The organism is Bacillus sp. V26, from assembly GCF_034296245.1.
In the GTDB taxonomy this organism is placed as follows: domain Bacteria; phylum Bacillota; class Bacilli; order Bacillales; family Bacillaceae; genus Bacillus; species Bacillus halotolerans.
Genome location: NZ_JAXKQF010000007.1, coordinates 47,536 through 73,914 on the forward strand (window position 1 = coordinate 47,536; position 26,379 = coordinate 73,914).

General features: G+C 45.5%; 26 protein-coding genes and 2 riboswitches. Of the genes, 23 read left to right on the forward strand and 3 right to left on the reverse strand.

Translation table 11 applies throughout. From position 1 onward, the window contains the following. Window positions 1-106 precede the first annotated feature (106 nt). From UJ203_RS17740 to purD, 19 genes are all read left to right on the forward strand, one after another. Entirely contained in the window at window positions 107-640 is a 534-nt protein-coding gene (locus tag UJ203_RS17740) for a sigma-70 family RNA polymerase sigma factor (RefSeq protein WP_322012881.1), read from the forward strand. Beyond that, window positions 622-2,112 carry a DUF4179 domain-containing protein gene (locus UJ203_RS17745; protein WP_322012883.1) on the forward strand — a complete coding sequence of 497 codons (1,491 nt, stop codon included), beginning with the start codon at window positions 622-624 and terminating at the stop codon, window positions 2,110-2,112. Before UJ203_RS17740 ends, UJ203_RS17745 begins: the two co-directional genes overlap by 19 nt. Window positions 2,113-2,233: 121 nt before the next feature. After that, a riboswitch (purine riboswitch) is annotated at window positions 2,234-2,335 on the forward strand. Window positions 2,336-2,470: 135 nt separating this feature from the next. Continuing rightward, entirely contained in the window at window positions 2,471-3,793 is a 1,323-nt protein-coding gene (pbuG, locus tag UJ203_RS17750) for a hypoxanthine/guanine permease PbuG (protein WP_024120435.1), read from the forward strand. Between the two features lie 214 nt (window positions 3,794-4,007). After that, the gene (locus UJ203_RS17755; protein ID WP_322012886.1) at window positions 4,008-4,805 is read left to right on the forward strand and encodes a hypothetical protein; all 798 of its coding nucleotides are present in this window, start codon (window positions 4,008-4,010) and stop codon (window positions 4,803-4,805) included. Window positions 4,806-4,958: 153 nt separating this feature from the next. Then, a complete protein-coding gene (locus tag UJ203_RS17760; protein WP_322013130.1) occupies window positions 4,959-5,102 on the forward strand; it encodes a Fur-regulated basic protein FbpA in 144 nt (47 codons plus the stop codon). 214 nt (window positions 5,103-5,316) lie between these two features. Continuing rightward, a complete protein-coding gene (locus tag UJ203_RS17765) occupies window positions 5,317-5,871 on the forward strand; it encodes a DUF2179 domain-containing protein (RefSeq protein WP_024120437.1) in 555 nt (184 codons plus the stop codon). Continuing rightward, entirely contained in the window at window positions 5,871-6,068 is a 198-nt protein-coding gene (locus tag UJ203_RS17770; RefSeq protein WP_044152785.1) for an NETI motif-containing protein, read from the forward strand. The genes UJ203_RS17765 and UJ203_RS17770 overlap by 1 nt, the downstream gene beginning before the upstream one ends. Before the next feature lie 79 nt (window positions 6,069-6,147). Beyond that, a riboswitch (purine riboswitch) is annotated at window positions 6,148-6,249 on the forward strand. Window positions 6,250-6,389: 140 nt separating this feature from the next. Beyond that, entirely contained in the window at window positions 6,390-6,878 is a 489-nt protein-coding gene (gene purE / locus UJ203_RS17775) for a 5-(carboxyamino)imidazole ribonucleotide mutase (RefSeq protein ID WP_024120439.1), read from the forward strand. Continuing rightward, complete coding sequence (gene purK / locus UJ203_RS17780) at window positions 6,871-8,013, forward strand: 5-(carboxyamino)imidazole ribonucleotide synthase (RefSeq protein WP_101863701.1); 1,143 nt, start codon at window positions 6,871-6,873, stop codon at window positions 8,011-8,013. Before purE ends, purK begins: the two co-directional genes overlap by 8 nt. Then, a complete protein-coding gene (gene purB / locus UJ203_RS17785) occupies window positions 8,010-9,305 on the forward strand; it encodes an adenylosuccinate lyase (RefSeq protein ID WP_322012890.1) in 1,296 nt (431 codons plus the stop codon). The genes purK and purB overlap by 4 nt, the downstream gene beginning before the upstream one ends. A gap of 74 nt (window positions 9,306-9,379) precedes the next feature. Then, window positions 9,380-10,105 (forward strand): phosphoribosylaminoimidazolesuccinocarboxamide synthase, encoded by a 726-nt coding sequence (gene purC / locus UJ203_RS17790; RefSeq protein ID WP_305934962.1) that lies wholly within the window; start codon window positions 9,380-9,382, stop codon window positions 10,103-10,105. After that, on the forward strand, window positions 10,098-10,352 hold the full coding sequence (purS, locus tag UJ203_RS17795) for a phosphoribosylformylglycinamidine synthase subunit PurS (protein ID WP_322012893.1): 255 nt from the start codon (window positions 10,098-10,100) through the stop codon (window positions 10,350-10,352). The genes purC and purS overlap by 8 nt, the downstream gene beginning before the upstream one ends. Then, window positions 10,349-11,032: a phosphoribosylformylglycinamidine synthase subunit PurQ gene (gene purQ / locus UJ203_RS17800; protein WP_188323594.1), complete on the forward strand. Its 684-nt coding sequence runs from the start codon at window positions 10,349-10,351 to the stop codon at window positions 11,030-11,032. Before purS ends, purQ begins: the two co-directional genes overlap by 4 nt. Then, window positions 11,016-13,244, forward strand: a complete 2,229-nt coding sequence (purL, locus tag UJ203_RS17805) for a phosphoribosylformylglycinamidine synthase subunit PurL (RefSeq protein WP_322012896.1) — start codon at window positions 11,016-11,018, stop codon at window positions 13,242-13,244. The genes purQ and purL overlap by 17 nt, the downstream gene beginning before the upstream one ends. Further along, on the forward strand, window positions 13,220-14,650 hold the full coding sequence (gene purF, locus UJ203_RS17810) for an amidophosphoribosyltransferase (RefSeq protein ID WP_024120445.1): 1,431 nt from the start codon (window positions 13,220-13,222) through the stop codon (window positions 14,648-14,650). Before purL ends, purF begins: the two co-directional genes overlap by 25 nt. A 100-nt stretch (window positions 14,651-14,750) precedes the next feature. Then, window positions 14,751-15,791 (forward strand): phosphoribosylformylglycinamidine cyclo-ligase, encoded by a 1,041-nt coding sequence (purM, locus tag UJ203_RS17815; protein WP_322012899.1) that lies wholly within the window; start codon window positions 14,751-14,753, stop codon window positions 15,789-15,791. Next, on the forward strand, window positions 15,788-16,375 hold the full coding sequence (gene purN / locus UJ203_RS17820) for a phosphoribosylglycinamide formyltransferase (RefSeq protein ID WP_105991276.1): 588 nt from the start codon (window positions 15,788-15,790) through the stop codon (window positions 16,373-16,375). Before purM ends, purN begins: the two co-directional genes overlap by 4 nt. After that, a complete protein-coding gene (gene purH, locus UJ203_RS17825) occupies window positions 16,372-17,910 on the forward strand; it encodes a bifunctional phosphoribosylaminoimidazolecarboxamide formyltransferase/IMP cyclohydrolase (protein WP_322012902.1) in 1,539 nt (512 codons plus the stop codon). The genes purN and purH overlap by 4 nt, the downstream gene beginning before the upstream one ends. 15 nt (window positions 17,911-17,925) lie before the next feature. Further along, on the forward strand, window positions 17,926-19,194 hold the full coding sequence (gene purD / locus UJ203_RS17830) for a phosphoribosylamine--glycine ligase (protein ID WP_322012904.1): 1,269 nt from the start codon (window positions 17,926-17,928) through the stop codon (window positions 19,192-19,194). 39 nt (window positions 19,195-19,233) lie between these two features. Here the strand turns inward: purD and UJ203_RS17835 are convergent, their stop codons facing one another. Next, a complete protein-coding gene (locus tag UJ203_RS17835; RefSeq protein WP_024120450.1) occupies window positions 19,234-19,656 on the reverse strand; it encodes an Lrp/AsnC family transcriptional regulator in 423 nt (140 codons plus the stop codon). Window positions 19,657-19,800: 144 nt separating this feature from the next. On the opposite strand from UJ203_RS17835, the gene UJ203_RS17840 reads away from it, so the two are divergent. After that, complete coding sequence (locus tag UJ203_RS17840) at window positions 19,801-21,075, forward strand: APC family permease (protein WP_248339795.1); 1,275 nt, start codon at window positions 19,801-19,803, stop codon at window positions 21,073-21,075. Between the two features lie 14 nt (window positions 21,076-21,089). On the opposite strand, the gene UJ203_RS17845 is transcribed toward UJ203_RS17840, so the two are convergent. Next, window positions 21,090-21,323: a DUF2892 domain-containing protein gene (locus tag UJ203_RS17845; protein ID WP_202853382.1), complete on the reverse strand. Its 234-nt coding sequence runs from the start codon at window positions 21,321-21,323 to the stop codon at window positions 21,090-21,092. Window positions 21,324-21,450: 127 nt separating this feature from the next. Between UJ203_RS17845 and UJ203_RS17850 the strand changes: the two genes are divergently transcribed. From UJ203_RS17850 to UJ203_RS17860, 3 genes are read left to right on the forward strand one after another with little or no spacing between them, the layout of a single operon-like run. Next, a complete protein-coding gene (locus tag UJ203_RS17850; protein WP_024120453.1) occupies window positions 21,451-23,193 on the forward strand; it encodes an adenine deaminase in 1,743 nt (580 codons plus the stop codon). 26 nt (window positions 23,194-23,219) lie between these two features. Then, window positions 23,220-24,215: a DUF3048 domain-containing protein gene (locus tag UJ203_RS17855; RefSeq protein WP_322012907.1), complete on the forward strand. Its 996-nt coding sequence runs from the start codon at window positions 23,220-23,222 to the stop codon at window positions 24,213-24,215. A gap of 2 nt (window positions 24,216-24,217) precedes the next feature. Then, a complete protein-coding gene (locus tag UJ203_RS17860; RefSeq protein WP_014479070.1) occupies window positions 24,218-24,532 on the forward strand; it encodes a YerC/YecD family TrpR-related protein in 315 nt (104 codons plus the stop codon). 35 nt (window positions 24,533-24,567) lie between these two features. Here UJ203_RS17860 and UJ203_RS17865 read toward each other — a convergent pair whose 3' ends face one another. After that, window positions 24,568-26,145: an FMN-binding glutamate synthase family protein gene (locus tag UJ203_RS17865; RefSeq protein WP_322012910.1), complete on the reverse strand. Its 1,578-nt coding sequence runs from the start codon at window positions 26,143-26,145 to the stop codon at window positions 24,568-24,570. Window positions 26,146-26,379 lie beyond the last annotated feature (234 nt).

Genomic DNA, 26,379 nt, shown 5'->3' on the forward strand with positions numbered 1-26,379 from the left:
TAAATACCTAAGAAAAACGTCCCTTTATAAAAGGGGCGTTTTTTTTGTTAACTTTTTGAAACCGTTTTGGCAGTTCTTTTATCTAACAACATAGGAGGTGGATAAGGTGAAGGAAGAAAGATTGATTACAAAGGCGAGAAAAGGAAATACTCGAGCCTTTGAAAAGCTTATGCTGGCACATCAGGAGACTCTATATAAAACAGCCTATCTCTATTTAAGAAATAAAGAAGATGCACTTGATGCTGTACAGGAAACGGCTTATAAAGCTTTTATAGGTATAGAAAAACTAAAAGAGCCAAAGTATTTTTTAACGTGGCTCACCCGAATTCTTATTAATTCAATTTTTGCAATGAAGAAAAAGAAGGGAGAATTGGTTCCGTTTGAAAGCCAACATGACACTGGCACGGACCAAAGGAATATTGAAGAATATATAGACTTGCGAAATGCGCTGGATACACTTGATGAACATGTTCAGTTAACAATTCAGCTCTATTATTTTCAAGATTATTCGATTTCAATGATAGCTGAACAAACAGGAATGGCAGAAGGCACAATTAAAACACATTTACATAGAGCAAGAAAATCACTAAAACAGGAGCTGGAAAAGGAGGATAAAAAAATATGGAAAAACACCAAGTAAAGCAGTTGTATGATGACATAGAAGTGCCAAAGAAAGCACTCAAAAAAGCAATACATCAAGCTGTCGTTCGTGCTGAAAATGAAAGTAACACAAGGCGCCGTTTTAAATGGGGACGAACCATTACAAATGGAATCGCTGTTGCTGCTGTGGTAGGTATACTGTATTTAACGTCCGGTCTTTTTCTGCCATCTGTTAACAAAGCGATGGGAAGCATACCCATTGTCGGCCAAATTTATAAGGAGTTTCAAGATAAAGTTGGCCTATCATTGTTTAAAAGCAATTTGGTCACAAATCTGAATGAAAAAGCGGAGTCGCGAGGCATTACTATATCTGTGAACAGTTCATACTACGATGCCGGACAGCTTGTCTATAACTTTACTGTTGATAACCTTCAGTCTGATGAAAAAGAGCTCAGCTATAATGTGAGCAAAGCGAGTTTTAACGATAATTTTTCAATCGATCTTGATTCCTTAACGCTCAAAAAATTAAATAAAAAACAATACGCTGGTCAATTAAGGCTTTATACAAAAGGAGCCGAAATAAAAAATGGGGATACCACGCCTTTTGTGATTACTCATATCAATGAAATACAGGGGAATTGGAGTTTCAAACTGCCTATTACCAAAAAGAATGCGAGTTATTTAGAAAGCTCAAAAGTAGTATCAGTGCATCACAATCGTTATCAATTTTCCAATATTCAAGTAGAGAACGGAAAGCTCGGTTCTGTCCTTCAATTTACAATAGATTATCAAGGCATAGCAAAGCATGATACGGTTGAAATTAACGAAGTCAAAGATGATTTAGGAAACACATATGAGATGACATCGTCAAACATCGAACTTGGAGACCGCAAAAAAGTAAACGAGAGAACGGTAAGAGCAAAAGGACAAACACTGTTAGAATCACCAATCAATCCAAAAGCGAAAAAGCTAACATTCATAGCAAACATTAAATCTGAGGCAGAGGTCAGTGAAATCGTCCCGCTAAATGCAGAGATGCCATTTCATGTTTCAGAAACAAACCATCAAAACATAGGGATTGAAATCAATAACATTAACCAAAAAGGGAGGAAAGTAATGGTTCATTACCGCTTCACTGGAATTGATACCTCAAGCATGAATGAAAATGATTTAGTGAATATAGGTGAAACGATTGGCCTTGGTGATACGAAAAAAATGCAATCTTGGCCTGATCCAGTGGGTGATTATGAAGAAGGTTATTATTTGAAAGCAAATATAGCTAAAGTGAAAAATATGAACACAGCCGAAATGGTATCTACTTTTGAACTGGATGATGATTATAATGATAAGCTGTCTTTAAAGCATTTTGAGTTTAGTGAGTACGGTCTGTATATTGATAACGGCGTTTTAAATCACCTGATTCAACTAAAGCCATTCTCGTTTACTGTGCCAGTACATCAAGTGAGTCAGCCTGCCGAAAAAAATAATCAAAAGTTGAAAAACCGTATGTAGTCATGCATACGGTTTTTATCTTTGTTGCCCATTAGTCAATAGACGAATAAACCAATTTTTTTAATAAGTAATGTTCGTTATTTATATTGTCATTTCAAATCGAAGTTGGTACAATAGACTCAGAAATCAAATAAGATGAATTCGTATAATCGCGGGGATATGGCTCGCAAGTTTCTACCAAGCTACCGTAAATGGCTTGACTACGTAAACATTTCTTTCGTTTGATATAAATAAAACACGTTTATTTATTCAAACTGAAATCCGTCTGTAGTCAAGCGTCCCAAAATGTATTGGGGCGTTTTTTATTTGGCGATTTCAGGGCAGGATAAATAGCAAAGAGTGAAGGGAGTCATATAGCTTGAAAAAGTTTTTTCAGTTTGATGAGCTGGGCACCAGCTATCGCAACGAAATCATCGGCGGATTAACGACCTTTTTATCCATGGCGTATATCCTGTTCGTCAATCCGATTACGCTTGCTTTGGAAAGTGTGAAAGATTTTCCGGAAGCATTGAGAATAGATCAAGGCGCGGTCTTTACGGCGACAGCTTTGGCATCTGCAGCAGGCTGTATCTTAATGGGATTGATTGCGAGATATCCAATCGCCATTGCGCCCGGTATGGGGCTGAACGCGTTTTTTGCGTTTTCTGTTGTTCTCGGTATGGGGATTTCCTGGCAGGCCGCTTTGTCTGGTGTTTTCATTTCAGGACTTATCTTTGTTGCTCTTTCTTTAACAGGTTTTCGTGAAAAAATCATTAATGCCATTCCGCCTGAGCTGAAATTGGCAGTCGGAGCGGGGATTGGTCTATTTATTACATTTGTCGGCTTGCAGGGCTCAGGAATTATTGCATCGAATCCTTCAACCCTTGTCACAATCGGAAACATTCACAGCGGTCCTGTGCTGCTAACGATTTTTGGTGTCATCGTAACGGTTATTTTGATGGTGCTTCGCGTGAACGCTGGCGTGTTTATCGGGATGCTGTTAACGGCGATTGCAGGGATGATTTTCGGTTTGGTTCCGGTTCCGTCTCAAATCGTCGGAAGTGTGCCGAGCCTTGAATCGACCTTTGGACAAGCTTGGATTCACTTGCCGGATATTTTCTCTGTGCAAATGCTGATCGTCATTTTAACATTCTTGTTTGTCGGATTTTTTGATACGGCTGGTACACTTGTTGCTGTGGCAACACAGGCTGGTTTAATGAAGGAAAACAAATTGCCGCGTGCGGGCCGTGCGCTTTTAGCTGACTCAACTTCCATCGTTATCGGTTCTGTGCTTGGGACGTCTACGACAACGTCTTATGTGGAATCAAGCTCGGGTGTTGCTGCGGGCGCTCGTTCCGGATTTGCGGCAATTGTAACTGGGTTTCTCTTTTTACTCGCTATGTTTTTCTCGCCTCTTCTATCAGTCGTTACATCAAATGTAACAGCTCCGGCACTGATCATTGTCGGTGCACTAATGGTAGCGCCGCTTGGCAAAATCGCTTGGGATAAGTTCGAAGTGGCGGTTCCCGCTTTCCTTACAATGATCATGATGCCGCTAACGTACAGCATTGCGACTGGGATTGCGATCGGATTTATTTTCTACCCGATTACAATGGTGTGCAAAGGTAAAGCCAAAGAGGTTCATCCGATCATGTACGGACTGTTTGTTGTATTTATTCTTTACTTTATTTTCTTGAAATAATGAATAAAACCAGCTGCGATGTTGCGGCTGGTTTTTTATTTTGTTGCGAAAGGCAAAACCATTTCATATCATATACCGTCATGTAGATGTGCCGCCATTGTTTACTTAAATGGAAATGACTTGACTGTTCAGGAAGGCTTCGGTACCTTATATAAGTGTTTTATTTTCTTACTGAATGGTATTCCGCCGTATATTTTTGATAGGAGTTGCTAACATGACGGAAGAAAGAAAAGAAACGTTTGAAGAAGAAGTTAACCAGAATGAAGGAATAGATGAAGAGCCGCTTTCGCGGATGTCCAGAAAGGCCAGCCGCCAAAGCAAGCAAAAGCAGAAACAAAAGCAGAAACAACATAAGGAACGCGTAGAATCGTCTGTGAAAGAAAAGCTATCCTCTGTTTGGGCAGCCATTAACAGATATTGCGGCTTTGCTTTTTCAATCTTAAAGTCCCCGGCGAAAACTGTTGTGGCAGATGGTTTCTCTCATTATAAATATGGTCTTATTTCAATGCTCATTTTCAGTATCGTTTTTTCAATCGGAAACTGGTTTCAGTTAAAGGCGAGCTGGAACAGGCCGCTTGGTTTTGGAGAGCGCCATCACGCGTTTTATGACGGATTTTTTGTTGTTCTTGTGTATATGCTCGTCTTTTTTGCTGTTATGGTCTTCTCGATATGGGCCGTGTCTCGGTATATGATGAAGCAAAAGGTATCGTTCAAGGAAGCTGCAGCTGGTTTTGGCTCATTGCTTGTTCCGGTGATCGCCGTTTCAATCATTTGGATGATATTTGCGATCGTGAATGTACCGATGCTGACTGTCCTTTTCACAGTGTTAATCCTGTTTTCGATCTTCTTTATGATGGCGTTGTATGTACAGCGTCTGTATCAGGCGGCAAGCGAGGCACCGATTGACTATATCTATTGTGTGTTTGCTGTTTTAGCAGTTGCGCTGCTGTTTGCGGCAGTGACTTGGCCGTTTATTTCTGAATATTTTACGGCATCGCTTATCCCGCTTTAATGTAAAAAAACCGGCTGAAAAGGCCGGTTTTTTTGATGTCACAGTTTTTACAAATATATCTAAAAAACACAGTTGAATTATAGGATTAATCCGTGTATGATGAGGAAAATGCGGTGGAGGATGATGGACATGGCCCATTTACTTCGTTAGGCGATTTATCAAAAGAAAGAATTTTTAAAAACGAAATTAATGCTCTCAGAATTTTATCGCGGAAGAGGGGAACAGCTCGCTGATTATACGCTGAGTGAACTTGAGAAAGAATATGAGTCCCTTCGGAAAATGAAAAAAGAGATGTGACAATAGATAAAGAAAAATGAGTCTGCTGAAAAGCAGGCTTTTTTGTTTGGATTTTGAAAAGGACAGAAAGAGGGTAAACTATTGCTGAGTGATGAAGAGTGTGTGTCGAAAAATTTTGCCTGCGATGACGGCCATAGCTGATTGTAAAGGGTTCATTTCTCTAGTAGAATATGAATGCTTTACGTAAGTTGAATGAGTAAGGAGGTTTTATAAAATGATGCAAACCTTATTATCAAACGGATTAGCAATGGTTCTCATTATTCTGATTATCAATGTTGTTTATGTATCATTTTTTACGATAAGAATGATTTTAACACTGAAAGGTCAGCGGTATTTAGCGGCCGGAATCAGCACCATTGAAATTCTGGTTTATGTGACAGGGCTGAGCCTTGTGCTTGATAACTTAGACCAGATTCAAAACGTGATTGCGTACGCACTCGGCTATGGTTTGGGCGTTATTGTCGGCATGAAAATCGAAGAAAAACTGGCGCTTGGCTATATTATGGTCAATGTGATTACAAAAGAGCTTGACCTCGATCTTCCTAGGCAGCTTCGTGAAAAAGGCTACGGCGTAACGAATTGGGTGGCCGGCGGGCTTGAAGGCGACCGCACGGCCCTGCAGATTTTGACGCCGAGAAGATATGAGCTGCAGCTGTATGATACGATTAAAACGCTTGATTCGAAAGCTTTTATTATTGCGTATGAACCAAAAACGATCCACGGCGGCTTCTGGGTCAAAGCGGTGAAGAAGAGGAGAATTAAAGAATAATGGCAAAGCCGAAGAAGAAAAAGTTTGAAGTGACAGAACAGCAAACGATAGAAGCAGTGCTTCAGCAAATGAAAGAAGAAGGATATATGCCTGTACGTCGAATGGAAGAGCCGATTTTCAAGGAAAAGATGGAAAATGGGTCAATTCAGATCGTTCCGTGCGGAAAAAAAATCGTATTTGAAGGGAAATTGATCTAAAACACGAACATTAGAAGAATGAATTTTTGTATCGTTCGATAATATCGTTGACATTATCCAAGTCCGTTGTTAAGATAAACATGAAATCAAAACACGACCTCATATAATCTTGGGAATATGGCCCATAAGTTTCTACCCGGCAACCGTAAATTGCCGGACTATGCAGGAAAGTGATCGATAAAACTGACATGGATATATCGCAGAAGCGAACGACTGCCGATACATGCACCATGCCCGGTTTGTATTGCTTCCTCATAAGTCAATACAAAGCCGGGTATTTTTTATTTTCTGAAAACTAAAGCATTAGAAGGTGGGAACAGAATGCAGCCGCTAGTAGGAATCATCATGGGAAGCACTTCCGATTGGGAGACAATGAAAAACGCATGCGACATACTTGAAGAACTTGAAGTGCCGTACGAAAAGAAGGTGGTTTCCGCTCACCGGACGCCTGATTTCATGTTTGAGTACGCTGAAACAGCCAGAGAAAGAGGCATCAAGGTGATTATCGCCGGTGCCGGAGGAGCGGCCCATCTGCCTGGGATGACGGCGGCGAAAACGACGCTGCCGGTCATCGGTGTTCCGGTTCAATCCAAGGCGCTGAACGGACTCGATTCACTTCTTTCCATCGTGCAAATGCCTGGAGGCGTGCCGGTTGCCACAACAGCCATCGGAAAAGCGGGCGCTGTGAACGCAGGTCTGTTAGCGGCGCAAATTTTGTCAGCTTTTGACGAGGATCTAGCCAGAAAGTTAGATGAAAGAAGAGAAAATACAAAACAAACAGTGTTAGAAAGCAGTGATCAGCTTGTCTAATCAAATCATCTATCCGGGAGCCGTCATCGGCATTATCGGCGGCGGACAGCTTGGAAAAATGATGGCTGTCTCCGCAAAACAAATGGGGTATAAAGTCGCGGTCGTCGATCCGGTAAAAGACTCGCCGTGCGGGCAGGTGGCGGATATTGAAATCACCGCTTCATACAACGACCGCGAAGCGATTCGGAAATTGGCTGAGATCAGCGATATTATCACGTATGAGTTTGAAAACATCGATTATGATGCGCTGCATTGGCTGAAAGGTCATGCGTATCTCCCGCAAGGAAGTGAGCTGCTGCTCATTACCCAAAACCGTGAAACAGAGAAAAAAGCGATTCAATCCGCAGGCTGTGAAGTTGCACCTTACCGCATCGTCAAAACAAAGGATGAGCTGAAAGAGGCGGTTCAGTCGCTGGGGCTTCCCGCAGTGCTGAAAACATGCCGCGGCGGATATGACGGCAAAGGCCAATTTGTCATCAAGGAAACGTCACAAATAGAAGAGGCTTCAGCTCTTTTAGAGCACGGAACCTGCATTCTCGAAAGCTGGGTTTCTTTTAAAATGGAACTGTCCGTGATTGTTGTCAGATCGGTAAACGGAGAGATTTCGACGTTCCCGGCCGCAGAAAACATTCACCACAATAATATTCTGTTCCAAAGCATCGTGCCTGCACGGGTTGAAGAAAGGATTCAGGAAAAGGCTGCTGAGCTGGCCGTTAAGCTCGCAGATGAGCTGAACCTTGTCGGACCGCTTGCTGTTGAAATGTTCCTGACAGAGGGCGATGAGCTTTTGGTTAATGAACTGGCGCCAAGACCGCACAATTCAGGGCATTACACGCTGGATCTTTGCGAAACAAGCCAGTTTGAACAGCATATCAGAGCGGTCTGCGGCCTTCCGCTTGGAAAAACGGAGCTGCTGAAGCCTGGCATGATGGTGAATCTTCTCGGCGATGAAGTGAAGATTCCAGAGGAAGAGCCAGAGCTTTTAAAAGAAGCAAAGCTTTATGTATACGGAAAACATGAAATCAAAAAAGGCCGCAAAATGGGGCATATTACTTTTATGAAGCAGCCTGAAGACGAATGGATTCAGGAGATCACAAATAAATGGAGAAATAGAGACGGAGGACAAGCAGAATGATCGAACGTTATTCAAGACCTGAAATGTCCGCGATTTGGACGGATGAAAACAGATTTCAAGCATGGTTAGAGGTTGAAATTCTTGCCTGTGAAGCGTGGGCGGAGCTTGGCGTTATTCCAAAAGAAGACGTAGAGCTGATGCGCGAAAACGCGTCATTTGACATCAACCGCATATTAGAAATCGAACAGGACACGCGCCATGACGTAGTTGCTTTTACGCGCGCTGTATCCGAATCACTGGGCGAGGAAAGAAAATGGGTGCACTACGGCTTAACGTCAACTGACGTCGTAGATACCGCTCTTTCTTACTTATTAAAACAGGCAAATGACATTCTGCTCAAGGACCTTGAGAGATTTGTTGACATTATAAAAGAAAAAGCGAAAGAACATAAATACACAGTCATGATGGGCCGTACACACGGCGTACACGCAGAGCCTACAACATTTGGTTTAAAACTGGCGCTTTGGCACGAAGAAATGAAACGCAATCTGGAACGCTTTAAACAAGCGAAGGAAGGGATCGAGGTTGGTAAGATTTCCGGTGCTGTCGGCACATATGCAAACATTGATCCGTTTGTAGAGCAGTATGTTTGTGAGAAACTCGGCCTGAAAGCCGCACCGATTTCAACACAAACGCTTCAGCGTGACCGCCATGCTGATTATATGGCGACACTTGCTTTGATTGCGACAAGCATTGAGAAATTCGCAGTTGAAATTCGCGGACTGCAAAAGAGTGAAACACGCGAGGTCGAGGAATTTTTTGCGAAAGGGCAAAAAGGTTCATCAGCTATGCCGCATAAACGGAATCCGATCGGTTCTGAAAACATGACAGGTATAGCGCGTGTCATTCGCGGCTACATGATGACAGCTTACGAAAATGTTCCGTTATGGCATGAGCGCGATATTTCTCATTCTTCAGCGGAACGGATTATTCTTCCGGATGCGACAATCGCGCTGAATTACATGCTGAACCGCTTCTCCAACATCGTGAAGAACTTAACGGTCTTCCCGGAAAACATGAAGCGCAACATGGACCGCACATTGGGGCTGATCTACTCACAGCGCGTGCTGCTGGCATTGATTGACACGGGCCTGACTCGTGAAGAAGCTTATGACACAGTGCAGCCGAAAGCAATGGAGGCCTGGGAAAAGCAAGTACCGTTCCGTGAGCTTGTGGAAGCGGAAGAGAAAATCACTTCCCGTCTTTCTCCGGAAAAAATTGCTGACTGCTTTGATTACAACTACCATCTGAAAAATGTGGATCTGATCTTTGAACGTTTAGGTTTAGCATAGAAGAAGCTTTTAGGCGGCTTCTTCCGTGCTGCCTTAGTTTGAAAATTCCCAACATTCGGGTTAGGAGGCCTTCCGTGAATATTGCGAAGAATGAACTTTTATATGAAGGAAAAGCGAAAAAGATTTACAAAACCGACGACGAAAACACGCTGTATGTGGTGTATAAAGATTCTGCAACTGCCTTTAACGGAGAAAAAAAGGCGGAAATCAGCGGCAAAGGGCGCTTAAACAATGAGATCTCAAGCCTGATTTTCAAACACCTTCACGAAAAAGGGGTTAACAACCACTTTATCGAGCGCATTTCGGAAACAGAGCAGCTCATTAAAAAAGTGACGATTGTGCCGCTTGAAGTCGTTGTCAGAAATGTTGTGGCAGGAAGCATGTCCAAACGTCTCGGCATTCCAGAAGGCACGAAGCTTGAACAGCCGATTATCGAGTTTTACTACAAGGATGACGCGCTGGGTGATCCGCTCATCACAGAAGATCATATTTGGCTCTTAAAAGCGGCGACTCCTGAACAGGTAGAAACCATTAAGTCCATTACAAAAACAGTAAACGAAGAGCTTCAAACCATTTTTGACGATTGTCATGTCAGATTAATAGATTTCAAGCTTGAATTCGGTCTAGATGCAGACGGGCAAGTGCTTTTGGCGGATGAAATTTCACCTGACACATGCCGCTTGTGGGATAAAGACACGAACGAAAAGCTGGACAAAGATTTATTCAGACGCAATCTGGGAAGCTTAACCGACGCATACGAAGAGATTTTCAAAAGACTGGGAGGCATTCATCATGTATAAAGTAAAAGTTTATGTCAGCTTAAAAGAAAGTGTATTGGATCCACAAGGGAGCGCTGTCCAGCATGCCTTGCACAGTATGTCTTACAAGGAAGTCGCCGATGTGCGCATCGGGAAATACATGGAGCTAACAATTGAAAAGTCTGACCGTGATCTTGACGTGCAAGTCAAAGAAATGTGCGAAAAACTTCTTGCGAATACAGTGATTGAAGATTACAGATACGAGGTTGAGGAGGTAGTCGCACAGTGAAATTTGCGGTGATTGTGTTACCTGGCTCTAACTGTGATATCGATATGTTTCACGCTGTAAAGGATGAACTCGGTCATGATGTGGAATACGTCTGGCACGAGGAAACAAGCCTTGACGGCTTTGACGGGGTGTTAATTCCGGGAGGTTTTTCTTACGGAGATTACTTGAGATGCGGCGCCATCGCCCGTTTTGCGAATATTATGCCAGCTGTAAAACAGGCAGCGGCTGAAGGAAAACCTGTTCTCGGCGTCTGCAACGGATTTCAGATTTTACAGGAGCTTGGCCTTCTGCCAGGTGCAATGAGACGCAACAAAGACTTGAAGTTCATTTGCCGTCCGGTTGAATTAATCGTGCAGAACGACGAAACATTATTCACTTCTTCCTATGAAAAGGGCCAAGCGATTACGGTTCCGGTTGCCCACGGTGAAGGGAATTTCTACTGTGATGACGAAACGCTTGCTTCATTAAAAGAAAACAATCAAATTGCTTTCACATACGGTTCCGATATTAACGGAAGTGTCAGCGATATTGCCGGTGTTGTTAATGAAAAAGGAAATGTATTAGGCATGATGCCTCATCCGGAGCGCGCGGTCGATGAACTGCTTGGAAGCGCCGACGGTCTTAAATTGTTTCAGTCTATCGTGAAAAATTGGAGGGAAACTCATGTCACTACTGCTTGAACCAAGTAAAGAACAAATTAAAGAAGAGAAAATCTATCAGCAAATGGGTGTCAGTGATGATGAGTTTGCATTGATTGAATCCATTCTTGGCAGATTGCCGAACTACACAGAAATCGGAATTTTTTCTGTCATGTGGTCAGAGCATTGCAGCTACAAGAACTCAAAGCCGATTTTGCGTAAATTCCCGACGAGCGGCGAACGCGTGCTGCAAGGTCCGGGGGAAGGCGCCGGAATCGTTGATATCGGTGATAACCAAGCGGTTGTGTTCAAAATTGAATCGCATAACCATCCATCAGCCATCGAACCGTACCAAGGCGCTGCGACTGGCGTAGGCGGCATAATCCGTGATGTCTTTTCAATGGGTGCGCGTCCTATCGCTGTATTAAACTCTCTTCGATTTGGTGAACTGACTTCACCGCGCGTGAAGTACTTGTTTGAAGAAGTAGTAGCAGGTATCGCCGGATACGGGAACTGCATCGGAATTCCGACAGTCGGCGGCGAAGTGCAATTTGATAGCAGCTATGAAGGAAATCCGCTTGTCAACGCAATGTGCGTCGGATTAATCAATCATGAAGACATCAAAAAAGGCCAGGCAAAGGGTGTCGGCAACACGGTCATGTACGTCGGCGCTAAAACAGGGCGTGACGGAATTCACGGCGCTACGTTTGCGTCTGAAGAAATGTCTGATGCTTCTGAAGAAAAGCGTTCCGCGGTTCAAGTCGGCGATCCGTTTATGGAAAAGCTTTTGCTTGAAGCATGTCTGGAAGTCATTCAATGTGACGCCCTAGTCGGCATTCAGGACATGGGAGCTGCCGGTCTGACCAGCTCAAGCGCGGAAATGGCAAGTAAAGCGGGTTCAGGCATTGAAATGAATCTTGACTTGATTCCGCAGCGTGAAACAGGCATGACTGCTTATGAAATGATGCTTTCTGAATCACAGGAACGGATGCTGCTTGTTATCGAGCGCGGACGTGAGCAGGAAATCATCGATATTTTTGACAAGTATGATCTTGAAGCGGTTTCTGTCGGACGTGTAACAGATGATAAACTGCTGCGTCTGACACATAAAGGTGAGGTTGTATGCGAGCTCCCTGTTGATGCCTTGGCAGAAGAGGCGCCGATTTACCACAAGCCTTCTCAAGAGCCTGCTTACTACCGTGAATTTTTAGAGACGGATGTCCCGGCTCCTCAAATTGACGATGCGAATGAAACACTGAAGGCGCTCCTGCAGCAGCCGACGATCGCAAGCAAAGAGTGGGTTTACGACCAGTATGACTACATGGTGCGGACGAATACGGTTGTGGCTCCTGGGTCTGATGCGGGTGTTCTCAGAATCCGCGGAACGAAAAAGGCGCTGGCGATGACAACTGACTGTAACGCCCGTTATCTCTACCTTGATCCAGAGGTCGGCGGAAAAATCGCTGTCGCTGAAGCGGCGCGCAACATCGTTTGCTCAGGTGCAGAACCGCTTGCGGTTACAGATAACCTGAACTTTGGAAACCCGGAGAAACCGGAAATCTTCTGGCAGATTGAAAAAGCGGCTGACGGCATCAGTGAGGCGTGCAACGTTCTCAGCACACCTGTGATCGGCGGAAACGTATCGCTTTACAACGAATCAAACGGAACGGCGATCTACCCGACACCTGTAATCGGCATGGTCGGTTTAATTGAAGATACAGCACACATCACAACGCAGTATTTCAAACAAGCGGGCGACCTCGTGTACGTCATCGGCGAAACAAATCCTGAGTTTGCCGGAAGCGAGCTGCAAAAAATGACAGAAGGCCGCATTTACGGCAAAGCGCCGCAAATCGATCTAGATGTAGAACAGGCACGCCAAAAGGCACTGCTTGACGCGATTAAACAAGGCTTTGTTCAATCAGCGCACGATGTATCTGAAGGCGGCTTAGGCGTAGCGATTGCTGAAAGTGTCATGACGACGGAAAACCTTGGCGCTAACGTGACTGTTGAAGGGGAAGCAGCGTTATTATTCTCTGAATCTCAATCCCGCTTCGTCGTTTCTGTGAAAAAAGAACATCAAGCAGCGTTTGAAGCAGCTGTACAAGATGCGGTTCATATCGGTGAGGTAACAGCTGACGGACTTCTGGCGATTCAAAACCAAGACGGACAACAATTGATTCACGCGCAGACGAAAGAGCTTGAACGCGCGTGGAAAGGAGCTATCCCATGCTTGCTGAAATCAAAGGCTTAAATGAAGAATGCGGCGTTTTTGGGATTTGGGGACATGAAGAAGCCCCGCAAATCACGTATTACGGCCTTCACAGCCTCCAGCACAGAGGACAGGAGGGCGCGGGCATTGTGGCGACTGACGGTGAAAAGCTGACGGCGCATAAAGGCCAAGGGCTGATCACTGAAGTTTTTCAAAACGGTGAGCTCAGCAAAGTAAAGGGGAAAGGCGCAATTGGGCACGTTCGGTACGCAACGGCTGGCGGCGGCGGATATGAAAATGTTCAGCCGCTCCTCTTCCGCTCTCAAAACAACGGCAGCCTGGCGCTTGCCCATAACGGAAACTTGGTGAATGCCACTCAGCTGAAGCAGCAGCTTGAGAATCAAGGGAGCATCTTCCAGACTTCTTCGGATACAGAGGTTTTGGCTCACCTGATCAAAAGAAGCGGCCACTTCACGCTGAAGGATCAGATTAAAAACTCGCTTTCTATGCTGAAAGGCGCCTACGCGTTCCTGATCATGACTGAAACAGAAATGATCGTAGCGCTTGACCCGAACGGGCTTAGACCGCTGTCAATCGGCATGATGGGAGACGCTTATGTCGTCGCTTCAGAAACATGCGCATTTGATGTCGTCGGTGCGACGTACCTTCGCGAGGTGGAGCCGGGAGAAATGCTGATTATCAATGATGATGGCATGAAATCAGAGCGCTTCTCCATGAATATCAACCGTTCCATTTGCAGCATGGAGTACATTTATTTCTCAAGACCTGACAGCAATATTGACGGCATTAACGTGCACAGTGCACGTAAAAGCCTTGGAAAAATGCTCGCTCAGGAATCAGCGGTTGAAGCTGATGTCGTGACAGGCGTTCCGGATTCCAGTATTTCAGCGGCGATCGGCTACGCGGAAGCAACAGGCATCCCGTACGAGCTTGGGTTAATCAAAAACCGTTATGTGGGCAGAACGTTTATTCAGCCGTCTCAGGCTCTTCGTGAGCAGGGCGTCAGAATGAAGCTTTCTGCGGTGCGCGGTGTTGTAGAAGGGAAACGCGTCGTTATGGTGGATGACTCCATCGTGCGCGGAACAACAAGCCGCCGGATCGTAACAATGCTCAGAGAAGCGGGTGCGACAGAAGTGCATGTGAAAATCAGTTCGCCGCCGATCGCTCATCCGTGCTTTTACGGCATTGATACGTCCACACATGAAGAGCTGATCGCGTCTTCCCACTCGGTTGAAGAAATCCGACAGGAAATCGGAGCCGACACTCTCTCATTTTTGAGTGTCGAAGGGCTGCTGAAAGGAATCGGCAGAAAATACGAAGACTCGAATTGCGGGCAATGTCTTGCTTGCTTTACAGGGAAATATCCGACTGAAATTTATCAGGACACTGTGCTTCCTCATGTAAAAGAAGCGGTGTTAACCAAATAAAACTTGAAAATGACATAAAGGCAGCGCAGTTTGGCTGCCTTTCTCTTTCTGCCCTTGTTCGGAGAGATATTTTGAAAAGCGCCTTAAAGGAGTGAATAGGATGTCTGAAGCATATAAAAACGCAGGAGTTGACATCGAAGCCGGATATGAAGCTGTAAAACGGATGAAAAAACATGTGGAGCGCACGAAAAGGCTTGGCGTTATGGGCAGCCTTGGCGGCTTTGGCGGCATGTTTGATCTGTCGGAGCTTTCTTATCAGAAACCTGTTTTAATTTCGGGAACAGACGGTGTCGGCACGAAATTAAAGCTGGCTTTTTCCATGGATAAACATGACACGATTGGCGTAGACGCTGTTGCAATGTGTGTCAATGACGTGCTTGCGCAAGGTGCGGAGCCGCTCTTTTTTCTCGACTATTTAGCAGTCGGCAAAGCGGACCCTGTGAAAATCGAGCAGATCGTACAAGGGGTTGCGGATGGCTGTGAGCAATCAGGTTCAGCCTTGGTCGGCGGAGAAACCGCTGAAATGCCTGGATTATATACAGCTGATGAATACGATATTGCAGGTTTCTCGGTTGGTGTGGCGGAAAAGGATGAAATCGTGACCGGCGAAAACATCAAGGAAGGCCACCTTTTAATCGGTCTGAGCTCCAGCGGCCTTCACAGCAACGGCTTTTCCCTTGTGAGAAAGGTGCTTCTGATCGATGCAGAGCTTGATCTCGACAAAACGTATGCGCCGTTTGAACGCCGGCTCGGCGAAGAACTGCTTGAGCCGACAAGAATTTACGTGAAGCCTGTGCTTGCGGCTGTGAAAAGCGGACTCATTGATGGAATGGCGCACGTAACAGGCGGCGGATTTATCGAAAATCTTCCGCGGATGCTTCCTGAAGGCTTAAGTGCGGAAATCGATCACGGCTCTTGGCCGATCCCGCCGATCTTCTCTTTCTTGCAGGAGCATGGCAAGCTGAAAGAAGAAGACATGTTTAACGTCTTTAATATGGGCATCGGATTTGTTCTTGCAGTAAAAGAAGAACATCTCACCGAAGTCATCGGAACGCTTGAAAGCCACGGCGAAAAAGCCTATTTGATCGGGCGAGTGAAACATGGTGAAGGCGTTACATTCGGCGGTGCTGCACTTTCATGAAAAAGTTTGCGGTATTTGCATCCGGAAACGGCTCAAACTTTGAAGCCATCGTCACGCGTTTGAAAGAGGAGAACTGGGATGCAGCCGTTTCGCTCCTCGTTTGCGATAAGCCGCAGGCGAAAGTCATCGAGCGGGCGGAAAGATTCCAGATTCCATCCTTTGCATTTGAGCCGAAGTCTTATGAAAACAAGGCCGCATTTGAACGGGCCATTATTGAACAGCTTCATCTTCATGAAGCAGAATTGATCGTTCTTGCCGGCTATATGAGACTGATCGGTGATACGCTGCTTCAGGCATACGGAGGGAAAATCATCAACATCCATCCTTCCCTTCTTCCCGCTTTCCCTGGAATAGACGCAGTCGGACAGGCATACCGGGCGGGTGTGAAGGTTGCCGGGATTACGGTTCATTATGTCGATGAAGGAATGGATACAGGGCCGATCATCGCTCAAAAGGCAATTGAAATTACCGAAGATGATACATTAGAAACCATTGAACATCACATTCACAAGCTTGAGCACAAATGGTATCCGAGTGTGGTTAAAGAGCTATTAGGATTAAATAACAGAGGTGAAAAGGCATGACCATTAAACGCGCACTAATCAGTGTTTCAGATAAAACAAATCTTGTTCCTTTCGTAAAAGAACTGACAGAGCTTGGCGTTGAAGTTATTTCAACCGGCGGCACAAAAAAGCTTCTTCAAGAAAACGGTGCTGATGTCATCGGAATTTCTGAAGTGACAGGTTTTCCGGAAATTATGGACGGGCGCTTAAAAACGCTTCATCCGAATATTCACGGCGGTCTTCTTGCAATTCGCGGCAACGAAGAGCATATGGCGCAGATCAATGAACACGGCATTGCGCCAATTGACCTGGTTGTCGTCAACCTCTATCCATTTAAAGAAACGATTTCTAAAGAGAATGTGACGTACGAAGAGGCTATTGAAAACATTGATATCGGCGGACCTGGCATGCTGCGTGCGGCATCGAAAAACCATCAGGATGTGACGGTTATCGTTGACCCAGCGGATTACAGCCCTGTTCTGAATCAAATCAAAGAAGAAGGAGATGTTTCGCTTCAGAAAAAACGCGAGCTGGCGGCAAAAGTATTCCGCCACACTGCGGCATATGACGCGCTGATCGCTGACTATCTGACAAATGTTGTCGGTGAAAAAGAACCAGAGCAATTCACCGTTACGTTTGAGAAAAAACAATCGCTTCGCTATGGGGAAAATCCTCATCAAGAAGCAACATTCTACCAAAGCGCGCTTTCTGTCAAAGGATCTATTGCTCAAGCAGAACAACTGCACGGCAAAGAGCTTTCTTACAACAACATTAAAGATGCGGACGCAGCTGTTCAAATTGTTCGTGAATTCACTGAGCCTGCTGCGGTTGCTGTGAAGCATATGAATCCGTGCGGCGTGGGAACTGGCGAAACGATCGCAGAAGCGTTTGACAGAGCGTTCGAAGCAGATAAAACATCGATCTTCGGCGGCATTATCGCGTTGAACCGTGAAGTGGACAAGGCAACAGCCGAAGCGCTTCATCATATTTTCTTAGAAATCATCATTGCGCCTTCATTCAGCCAAGAAGCGCTTGATATCCTGACAGCGAAGAAAAATCTCCGTCTGCTGACACTTGATGTGAAAGCTGCCGTTCAAAAAGAAAAACAGCTGACATCTGTACAAGGCGGTTTGCTGATTCAAGATTTAGATATGCACGGCTTTGCTGATGCTGAGATCAGCATTCCGACAAAAAGAGAGCCGAACGAGCAAGAGTGGGAAGATTTGAAGCTTGCTTGGAAAGTCGTGAAACATGTGAAATCCAATGCGATTGTTCTCGCAAAAGATAACATGACAGTAGGTGTAGGGGCCGGACAAATGAACCGCGTCGGATCAGCGAAAATCGCAATCGAGCAGGCCGGAGAAAAAGCGAAAGGCAGCGCACTCGGATCAGATGCATATTTCCCAATGCCGGATACAGTCGAAGAAGCGGCAAAAGCGGGCGTTACAGCTATCATCCAGCCAGGCGGATCTATCCGTGACGGGGATTCCATTAAAAAAGCGGACGAGTACGGCATTGCCATGGTATTCACCGGCATCAGACACTTCAAACATTAAGGGGATGAAAACGACGTGAATGTATTAATTATCGGTAAAGGCGGAAGAGAGCATACGCTGGCATGGAAGGTGGCGCAAAGCAGCCTTGTTGATACGGTATTTGCCGCTCCGGGAAATGACGGCATGGCATCTTCTGCACAGCTTGTAAACATTGAGGAAAGCGACCACGCCGGGCTTGTCTCATTTGCAAAAGAAAATCAGGTCGGGCTGACCATTGTCGGGCCTGAGGTTCCTTTAATTGAAGGTCTTGTTGACGAGTTCGAAAAAGCTGGTCTTCGTGTGTTCGGTCCGTCAAAAGCCGCTGCGATCATCGAAGGAAGCAAGCAGTTCGCAAAGGATTTAATGAAGAAATATGACATTCCGACCGCAGAATACGACACGTTTACATCCTTTGAAAAAGCCAAGGTTTATGTGCAGGAAAAAGGCGCTCCGATTGTCATTAAAGCGGACGGACTGGCGGCTGGAAAAGGCGTAACCGTTGCGATGACGGAAGAAGAAGCCATCGCGTGTCTGCATGATTTTCTTGAAGATGAAAAATTCGGTGATGCGAGCGCATCTGTCGTGATTGAAGAATTTCTTTCCGGCGAAGAGTTTTCCCTCATGGCATTTGTCAAAGGAGAAAACGTATATCCGATGGTCATTGCCCAGGATCATAAACGCGCGTTTGATGGTGACAAAGGGCCGAATACAGGAGGAATGGGCGCTTACTCTCCTGTTCCGCAAATTTCGGAAGACACCGTGCGTCATGCTGTAGAAACGATCGTCAAGCCAGCCGCAAAAGCAATGGTTCAAGAAGGTCGCTCCTTCACAGGCGTTTTGTACGCGGGGCTGATGCTCACTGCGAATGGATCGAAGGTCATTGAATTTAATGCCCGCTTCGGCGACCCGGAAACGCAGGTTGTGCTGCCTCGTATGGATTCTGATCTGGTACAAGTGCTTCTTGATCTTTTAGATGATAAGGAAGTTGACTTGAGATGGAAGGATACGGCGGCAGTCAGTGTCGTGCTTGCTTCAGAAGGCTATCCTGAAAGCTATGCAAAAGGCACGCCGATTGGCAGCCTGACAGCAAATGCTGATCAAGTTGTCGTCTTCCATGCCGGAACGAAAGCAGAAGGTGAAGAGTTCGTCACAAACGGCGGCCGTGTCGCCAATGTGACCGCTTTTGATGAAACGTTTGAAGCGGCACGAGACAGAGTGTACAAAGCCGTTGATGAGATCATCAAACCCGGCCTGTTTTTCAGAAAAGATATCGGAGCCCGAGCTCTGAAGGCTGCACAAAAATAAAGTGAAGAAAAACCCGCAGATTGTGCTGCGGGTTTTTAGTTATACAAAAGCATGCCGGAAAGCGGAAGAAGAAAGCACAACAAGCGTGGTCGGTTTTCCGTGGGCCATTGAAGCGTCTATAAAATCTTCTAGACTATGCACAGATTCCGTCACCACTTTTGTCACATAGCTGTACATACCTGTAATCCGGTGGTTCTCTGCCACATCGGGGTGAGCTGCGGCAAAGGCGGCATAGTGTTTGCAGCTTTTCGGCTCCATCAGGATAAAAGCAGTGACATGTTTGTTTAGCTTTTCATAACAGATATCAGCGCTGTACCCGGTAATGACCCCTTTGTCCTCAAGCTTTCTGACACGTTCCGCCGCACTCGGAGAGCTGAGTCCGACAAGCTTTCCTAATTCAACCATCGTTAATCTGGCATTTTGCTGCAAATGCGAAAGAATCTGTAGGTCTGTATCGTCCATTGGTATTGCTCCTTTATATGTTTAAGTGAATTGGTGAGAATTCCTTTTATTATGAGGAAATGTTGTTGATTTAGCTTAATTGTAGCATATGGGTGCCGTTTGTTTTTTTCTATAATAAAGCCATCAACATGAAAGGAGGCAATCATTTTGCCGGAATTGCAGCGTTCGATTACTTGGGTTCAAGGAGCGGCATTAACGATCGGGGCCGTATTAGGCTGCGGGATCTTAATCCTTCCGTCTGTCACGGCTGATGCCGCCGGTCCCGCTTCTGTATTGGTTTGGGGATTTATGTCTTTCTTATCATTTCTGCTCGTCGGCACACTGGCGCGCCTTGTCAGAATGGCGCCAAGCGCGGGAGGGATCACGGCTTATGTACAGCTAGCTTTTCGGCCAAAAGCCGGAGCCATGTTGGGCTGGATCATGCTGGGATCGGTTCCGATCGGTGTGCCAGTGATCGCTTTGACTGGCGCACATTATGTCAGCTACGTCACACAGGCTTCGGATTGGCAGATTGCTTTCATTGCAGCAAGTATGCTGGCGATCTCCATTTGGCTTCATATCAGGGGCATTCAATTATCAGCAAACATCAGCATACTCGTCATCTGTGTCATTCTGCTGCTGCTTGTCATTTCTGTTGCTGTTTCACTGCCACACGTAAAAGCAGCTGAATTTAAGCCTTTTCTGCCGCATGGCTGGTTTGCCGCGGGTTCTGTTTCTGTCATCATCTTTTTTTCTTTTGTAGGCTGGGAAATGATTACCCCGTTAGCTGAAGAGTTTACACATCCGGAAAAGGATGTTCCAATCAGTTTATTCTTAGCGGCAGCTTGTGTGGCGGTGCTGTATATCATGCTGTCGTTTGTCACTGTGGGCACTCATGCATACGGAGAAAAAGGAGAAATCGCATCTCTGACGATGCTCATATCAAAAGGAGCGGGGGATATTGGGGTATATGTAACGACTTGTTTAGCTCTTTTTATTACATTCGCCACCATTCATGCCAACATTGCGGGGTTTTCAAGAATGGTCTATGCGTTGGCGAGAGAAGGTCATATTCCCGGGTATTTCGGGAAGCTCAGTCATACAAAACATACACCTGTCCGTGTATTAACAGCGCTGGCTTTCGTGTTTGGTTTCGTTCTTATGGCAAACGGCATATTTCAAATTGATCTGACAACGCTCCTGAAAGGACCAAGCTCAGCATTCATCGCATCTTACATATGCACAATGGCGGCAGCGCTGAAGCTGCTGAACTGGAAGGATTCAGGCTGGTGGATGGCTTTGGGGGCGCTTCTTCTTTGTACAGTGATCTACTTATTTAGCGGCTGGGCTCTCTTGTATCCGGCTGCGTTTGCGGCTGTTGGTTTTTTCTATATGAAGACAAAGGAATATAATGAGAAAAAGCTTGATCACGTTTTATGATCAAGCTTTTTTGCTTACGATTCTTGATGATCCTGTCCATGGTTTTCAACAGTGCTGTTTTGAAACATATAGGTCACAGGGCAGAAACGCAGTATGCCTGAACCTGCCTTCATGGCGCCCATAAAGATGCAGAACAGATGCATTCTGCACCAAGGTTTTTTCGTATACTTGGCGCTGGCAGCTGACATAATTGTCAGTCCGCAGGCGATACGGAAGACGGCATTGATGAGACTGATGTTTGGTTTCATGAAATCTGCTCCTTTTACTTAAAAAAGTTTTTTAATTGAACCTTCAAAAATTTGTAACGTTTTTATCGTGCGTGATGGAGAAGGATGTGATAACATGAGTCTAATACATGTAAAGGAGAGTATGTGAATGTCCGAACGCACCTTTAACTGGAAAAACAAAGACATCAGGGCACAGGTTGATGTTGTAGACTCTAAGCTGCTTCCAACGCTCCTTTTACGGAATGCTCTCGTCTTAAATCCATATGTAAAACAATGGCTGAAAAAAAACATTTGGATTTATCAGGACCGTATTGTTTATGTTGGTCATGAACTTCCGGATAGAACCGAAGAAATTCATACGATTGATTGTGAAGGAAAATACATTGTGCCTGGCTATATCGAACCGCACGCACATCCTTTTCAAATATATAATCCCCAAACGCTGGCGGAATATGTGTCTCAGTACGGTACAACGACATTCGTAAATGATAACTTATTTTTGCTTTTGCAAAGCGGAAAAAAGAAAGCGCTTACTATTTTGAATGAACTCAAAAAGCTTCCGGTTCAGTATTTTTGGTGGTCACGGTATGACCTGCAGACCGAGGTGCTGAACGAGGATCACGTTCTTCCATTTGACGTCAGAAAGCAGTGGATTGAACATCCGGATGTCATTCAAGGCGGAGAAATGACAGGCTGGCCGCGTCTTGTAGATGGCGATGATTTAATGCTTCACTGTATGCAGGCCACAAAAAAACAGCGGAAACGCATAGAAGGACATTTTCCCGGCGCTTCAGATAAAACGCTTACAAAAATGAAGCTGTTCGGAGCGGATTGTGATCATGAAGCCATGACAGGTGATGAAGTGATGAGAAGGCTGGAACTGGGCTATTATGTATCACTTCGCAATTCGTCCATTCGCCCTGATTTAAGAAACATATTGCAGGAGCTTCATGAAAAGGGCTTCCGCTACTACGACCACTTTTTTTATACAACAGACGGCGCTACGCCTAATTTCTATAAAGGCGGCATGACAAACGAGCTCATCCGAATTGCCCTGGAAGAAGGGGTCCCGGCAATCGATGCGTACAATATGGCATCCTTTAACATCGCAAAGTATTACCAAATGGATGATTATTTAGGCGTTGTCGGGCCGGGAAGACTTGCGTCACTGAATATCCTTGAGGACCCGTTGCAGCCGAATCCGGTAACCGTTCTGTCAAAAGGCAAAATTCTGCGTGAAGACGGCCGCGATATGAATGCGTTTCCACATACGAACTGGAACAAAGGCGGTCTTGTCCCGCTTGAGCTTTCATATGATATGACGATGGATGATTTGCAGTTTTCCATGCCGATGGGCGTAAAAATGCGGAATGCGGTGATTATGGAGCCGTATATGATTGAGATCGACAACTCGGTCGAACAGCTTTCATTTGACCATGATGAAAGTTATTTAACGATGCTTGACAGACATGGGAAATGGCGCGTTAATACGATGATAAAAGGATTTGCGTCAAGTGTGCAGGGGTTTGTGAGCTCCTTTACGACGACGGGTGACATTGTCGCGATCGGAAAAAACAAAGCGGATATGCTGCTTGCTTTCTCCCGCATGAAAGAAATCGGCGGGGGAATTGTGCTTGCGGAAAACGGAAAAATCCTTCACGAAATTCCGCTTTCACTGTGCGGATGCGCTTCTTCGGAATCGTATGACATCGTGCTGGAAAAGGAACAGAAGCTGAGAGATCTTTTGACTGAAAGAGGCTATGAGTATTGTGATCCGGTTTATACGCTGCTCTTTTTGCAAAGCACGCACCTCCCGTATATACGCATTACGCCAAGAGGAATCTTCGACGTGATGAAAAAAACTGTACTCTTTCCATCGATAATGCGTTAAAATATAAAAGAGCGGGGAGCCGACATATGAAAAAATGGATGACAGTTTGCGTACTGTGTTTCGCGTTTTTCCTGCTAGTATCCTGCCAGCAGAAGGACGCTGTCCCTGATCACACAAAGAAGCTGAAAGCTCCTTTGACGGGACTGGAGACTGAGCAGAAGGTGACTGAACGCAGGCCTGTTGCTGTCATGGTGAACAATCACCCGAAGGCGAGGCCGCAATCAGGACTGTCTAAAGCCGACATTGTCATAGAAGCGCTTGCCGAAGGTCAAATTACAAGGTTTCTGGCCATTTTTCAAAGCCAGATGCCTGAAACTGTCGGACCTGTGCGGAGTGCGCGGGAATATTTCGTCACTCTCAGCAACGGTTTTGACAGCATATTTGTCCATCACGGCTGGAGTCCCGGCGCCAAGGAGCAGCTGGAATCCGGAGCTGCCGATTATATTAACGGATTGGATTTTGACGGAAGCTTATTTTGGAGAGCTGATTTCAGCGAACCGCCCCACAATTCCTTCACGTCTTATCAGTACATAAAAAAGGCGGCGGAACAAAAGGGATATGAGCTGAAGCAGGAAACAGATCCAATGCTGTTTCAAACATCAGATGCAAAACCTGTAAATGAATCTTATAATATTCGGGTAGATTATGGAACAAAAAACGTTACAAATCTTGTCGAATACAACTATGATAAAAAAACTGAAGCTTATACGAGAAGCTCTGATGGTGTCATGACGACAGACCGGGAGACCGGAAAGCCGATTGCAATGCAAAATATTTTCATTGTTGAAGCCAGCCATCATATTATTGACCAAGATGGAAGGCGTGACATCGACATAGAATCAGGGGGTAAAGGTCTGCTGTTTCAGCACGGAAACGTCATTGAAGCAGACTGGAAAAATGTAAACGGAAGAATTGTGCCGGTGAAAGACGGCAAATGGCTGCCGTTTGTGCCAGGAAAGACATGGATAAATATCGTGCCTGATCTCGATGCGGCTTCCATTAGTAAAGGAGAAGGTGTGTAACGATGCAAATCGATAAATTACGCGGCAAAGAACTGGACCAGTTATTTAACTCGATCTTATCGCTGAAAGACCTGGAGGAATGTTATCGGTTCTTCGATGATCTTTGCACAATTAACGAAATTCAATCGCTGGCTCAGCGCCTTGAAGTGGCGCGTATGCTTCGCGAAGGAAACACGTATCATAAAATTGAAACAGAAACAGGCGCTTCTACAGCGACCATTTCCCGAGTGAAACGATGCTTAAATTATGGAAATGACGCATATGAAATGGCGCTTGACCGTGTGAAGGAGAATGAAACAGAGTCTTCTTCCAAATAAAAAACCGCCCTGCCGTCTGGCAAGGGGCGGTTTTTTTATGAAACAATTTTCTCAATCAGATTGTCGATGTCAACTGTGCTGCCATCCTCTTTTCGGTAGACAACATGCTCCTTGGAAAAGTGAACCGGCGAATCGATCCCGGCTGCTGCGGCCAGATTAAACAGCCCCTCACGCAGCGAAATGACGTAGTTGCAGACGCGGTGCTGTTTTTCCTCAACGCTCAGCGCTTTTTGCAGCTTCGGATCTGTTGTTGCAACGCCTGCCGGGCATGTGTTGGTGTGGCATACGAGGGCGCGGATACATCCGACTGAAAACATCATGCCGCGTGCAATGTTGACAAAATCAGCGCCCAGAGCTAAAGCGACCGCGATCTTGTCAGGAGTCAGCAGCTTTCCAGAAGCAAAAAGTTTCAAACGGTCACGCAAGCCGTATTGTCTGAGCAGCGTATCAACGATAGGGAGCGCCGTCATAATCGGGAGGCCGACTGTGTCGGCAAGCTCATAGAAGGAAGCGCCGGTACCGCCTTCACTACCGTCTACCGTAATAAAATCAGGATGTTTTCCGCTTTTCTGCATATAAGAAAAAAGCTCATGCAAGTCATCAGGCTGGCCTGCAACAATTTTAATGCCGACCGGCTTTTGACCGACGTCCCGCAGCTTTTCAATAAAATCCAGCATTTGAGGCGCGCTTGAAAATTCATGAAAGCGGTTTGGGCTGTCGATTGACTTTCCGGGTTCGACATTCCGGATGTCTGCCACCTCTTCTGATACTTTAGCGCCATCCACATGTCCGCCGCGGGTTTTGGCTCCTTGTGCGAGCTTCAGCTCAAACGCTTTAATTTGATCTAGCCGGCTTTTCTTTTTAAATTCCTCCCACGAAAATTCCCCTTTTCTATTGCGCACGCCAAATAGACCGGGGCCGATTTGGCAGATGATATCAGCGCCTCCCTTTAAGTGATATTCAGACAATCCGCCTTCACCGGTATTCATCCAAGTGCCGCCCGCCTGGTGCAGCCCTTTTGACAGCGCCGTAATGGCGCGCTCTCCAAGTGAACCGTAGCTCATGGCGGATTGACCGACTAATCCCTTTACATAAAAAGGCTTTTCGCATGTACTCCCGCCGATGACTTGAACATCATCAGGATGGAGAAAATACGGATCAGCCTTGGTACGTTCGGCATGTTCGCTGCGTCTGAACAGATTGTCCGAATCGATTTTATAGATGTGGGTTTCGATTTTCGGAGACTGGCCCATACGCAATTCTTCTTTTTGCTTTGGGAAAAGGGCGTTTCGGATATAATAGCCCGGTTGATCAAAATCTCTTACCGATCCGAACCCCATCATTCTGCTTTTGTATTTTCCTGATATGACTGTTTGCTCATATTCTTTTCGTGAAAAAGGCTGTTCCTCATTGTCATTGCTGAATAAATACTGCCGCAGCTCCGGTCCGATTTTTTCAAAAATATAGCGAAACCTTCCGATGACAGGATAATTGCGGAGGATTGAATGCTCCTGCTGTTTTTCGTCCTTTATGTAGATCCAGACAAACAATGCGATGGGGATAACGATGATCCCGATGATAAATGCAATAAGTGCAATAATGATGTATTCCATCTGTTAGCCTCCCTTTTTATGTAACCATTTCCACTGTTGGAGCGTTTCCAAACAATAGAAAATATTACTGTGTTTTTCTGTAAAAAGAGAGCGGAACAGCCGCTTTTTTTTTGCGGAAATAGAATCAAAACACCTTTTTCAGTGAATAACGAGAATGACGGCTTTTTCCGTTTTTCCGCGCTATGTGAATTTGTTATAATGTTTAAATGGTAAGAAACGAATGGAGGAACGGAT

Coding starts and splice junctions, on each gene's coding strand:
- UJ203_RS17770 (WP_044152785.1), top strand. CDS start 5,871: ATGGCAAAGCCGAAGAAGAAAAAGTTTGAAGTGACAGAACAGCAAACG.
- UJ203_RS17865 (WP_322012910.1), bottom strand. CDS start 26,145: ATGGAATACATCATTATTGCACTTATTGCATTTATCATCGGGATCATC.
- UJ203_RS17850 (WP_024120453.1), top strand. CDS start 21,451: ATGTCCGAACGCACCTTTAACTGGAAAAACAAAGACATCAGGGCACAG.
- purS (WP_322012893.1), top strand. CDS start 10,098: ATGTATAAAGTAAAAGTTTATGTCAGCTTAAAAGAAAGTGTATTGGAT.
- UJ203_RS17765 (WP_024120437.1), top strand. CDS start 5,317: ATGATGCAAACCTTATTATCAAACGGATTAGCAATGGTTCTCATTATT.
- UJ203_RS17835 (WP_024120450.1), bottom strand. CDS start 19,656: ATGGACGATACAGACCTACAGATTCTTTCGCATTTGCAGCAAAATGCC.
- UJ203_RS17845 (WP_202853382.1), bottom strand. CDS start 21,323: ATGAAACCAAACATCAGTCTCATCAATGCCGTCTTCCGTATCGCCTGC.
- purF (WP_024120445.1), top strand. CDS start 13,220: ATGCTTGCTGAAATCAAAGGCTTAAATGAAGAATGCGGCGTTTTTGGG.
- UJ203_RS17855 (WP_322012907.1), top strand. CDS start 23,220: ATGAAAAAATGGATGACAGTTTGCGTACTGTGTTTCGCGTTTTTCCTG.
- UJ203_RS17745 (WP_322012883.1), top strand. CDS start 622: ATGGAAAAACACCAAGTAAAGCAGTTGTATGATGACATAGAAGTGCCA.
- purM (WP_322012899.1), top strand. CDS start 14,751: ATGTCTGAAGCATATAAAAACGCAGGAGTTGACATCGAAGCCGGATAT.
- UJ203_RS17860 (WP_014479070.1), top strand. CDS start 24,218: ATGCAAATCGATAAATTACGCGGCAAAGAACTGGACCAGTTATTTAAC.
- UJ203_RS17755 (WP_322012886.1), top strand. CDS start 4,008: ATGACGGAAGAAAGAAAAGAAACGTTTGAAGAAGAAGTTAACCAGAAT.
- purE (WP_024120439.1), top strand. CDS start 6,390: ATGCAGCCGCTAGTAGGAATCATCATGGGAAGCACTTCCGATTGGGAG.
- purB (WP_322012890.1), top strand. CDS start 8,010: ATGATCGAACGTTATTCAAGACCTGAAATGTCCGCGATTTGGACGGAT.
- purN (WP_105991276.1), top strand. CDS start 15,788: ATGAAAAAGTTTGCGGTATTTGCATCCGGAAACGGCTCAAACTTTGAA.
- purL (WP_322012896.1), top strand. CDS start 11,016: ATGTCACTACTGCTTGAACCAAGTAAAGAACAAATTAAAGAAGAGAAA.
- purH (WP_322012902.1), top strand. CDS start 16,372: ATGACCATTAAACGCGCACTAATCAGTGTTTCAGATAAAACAAATCTT.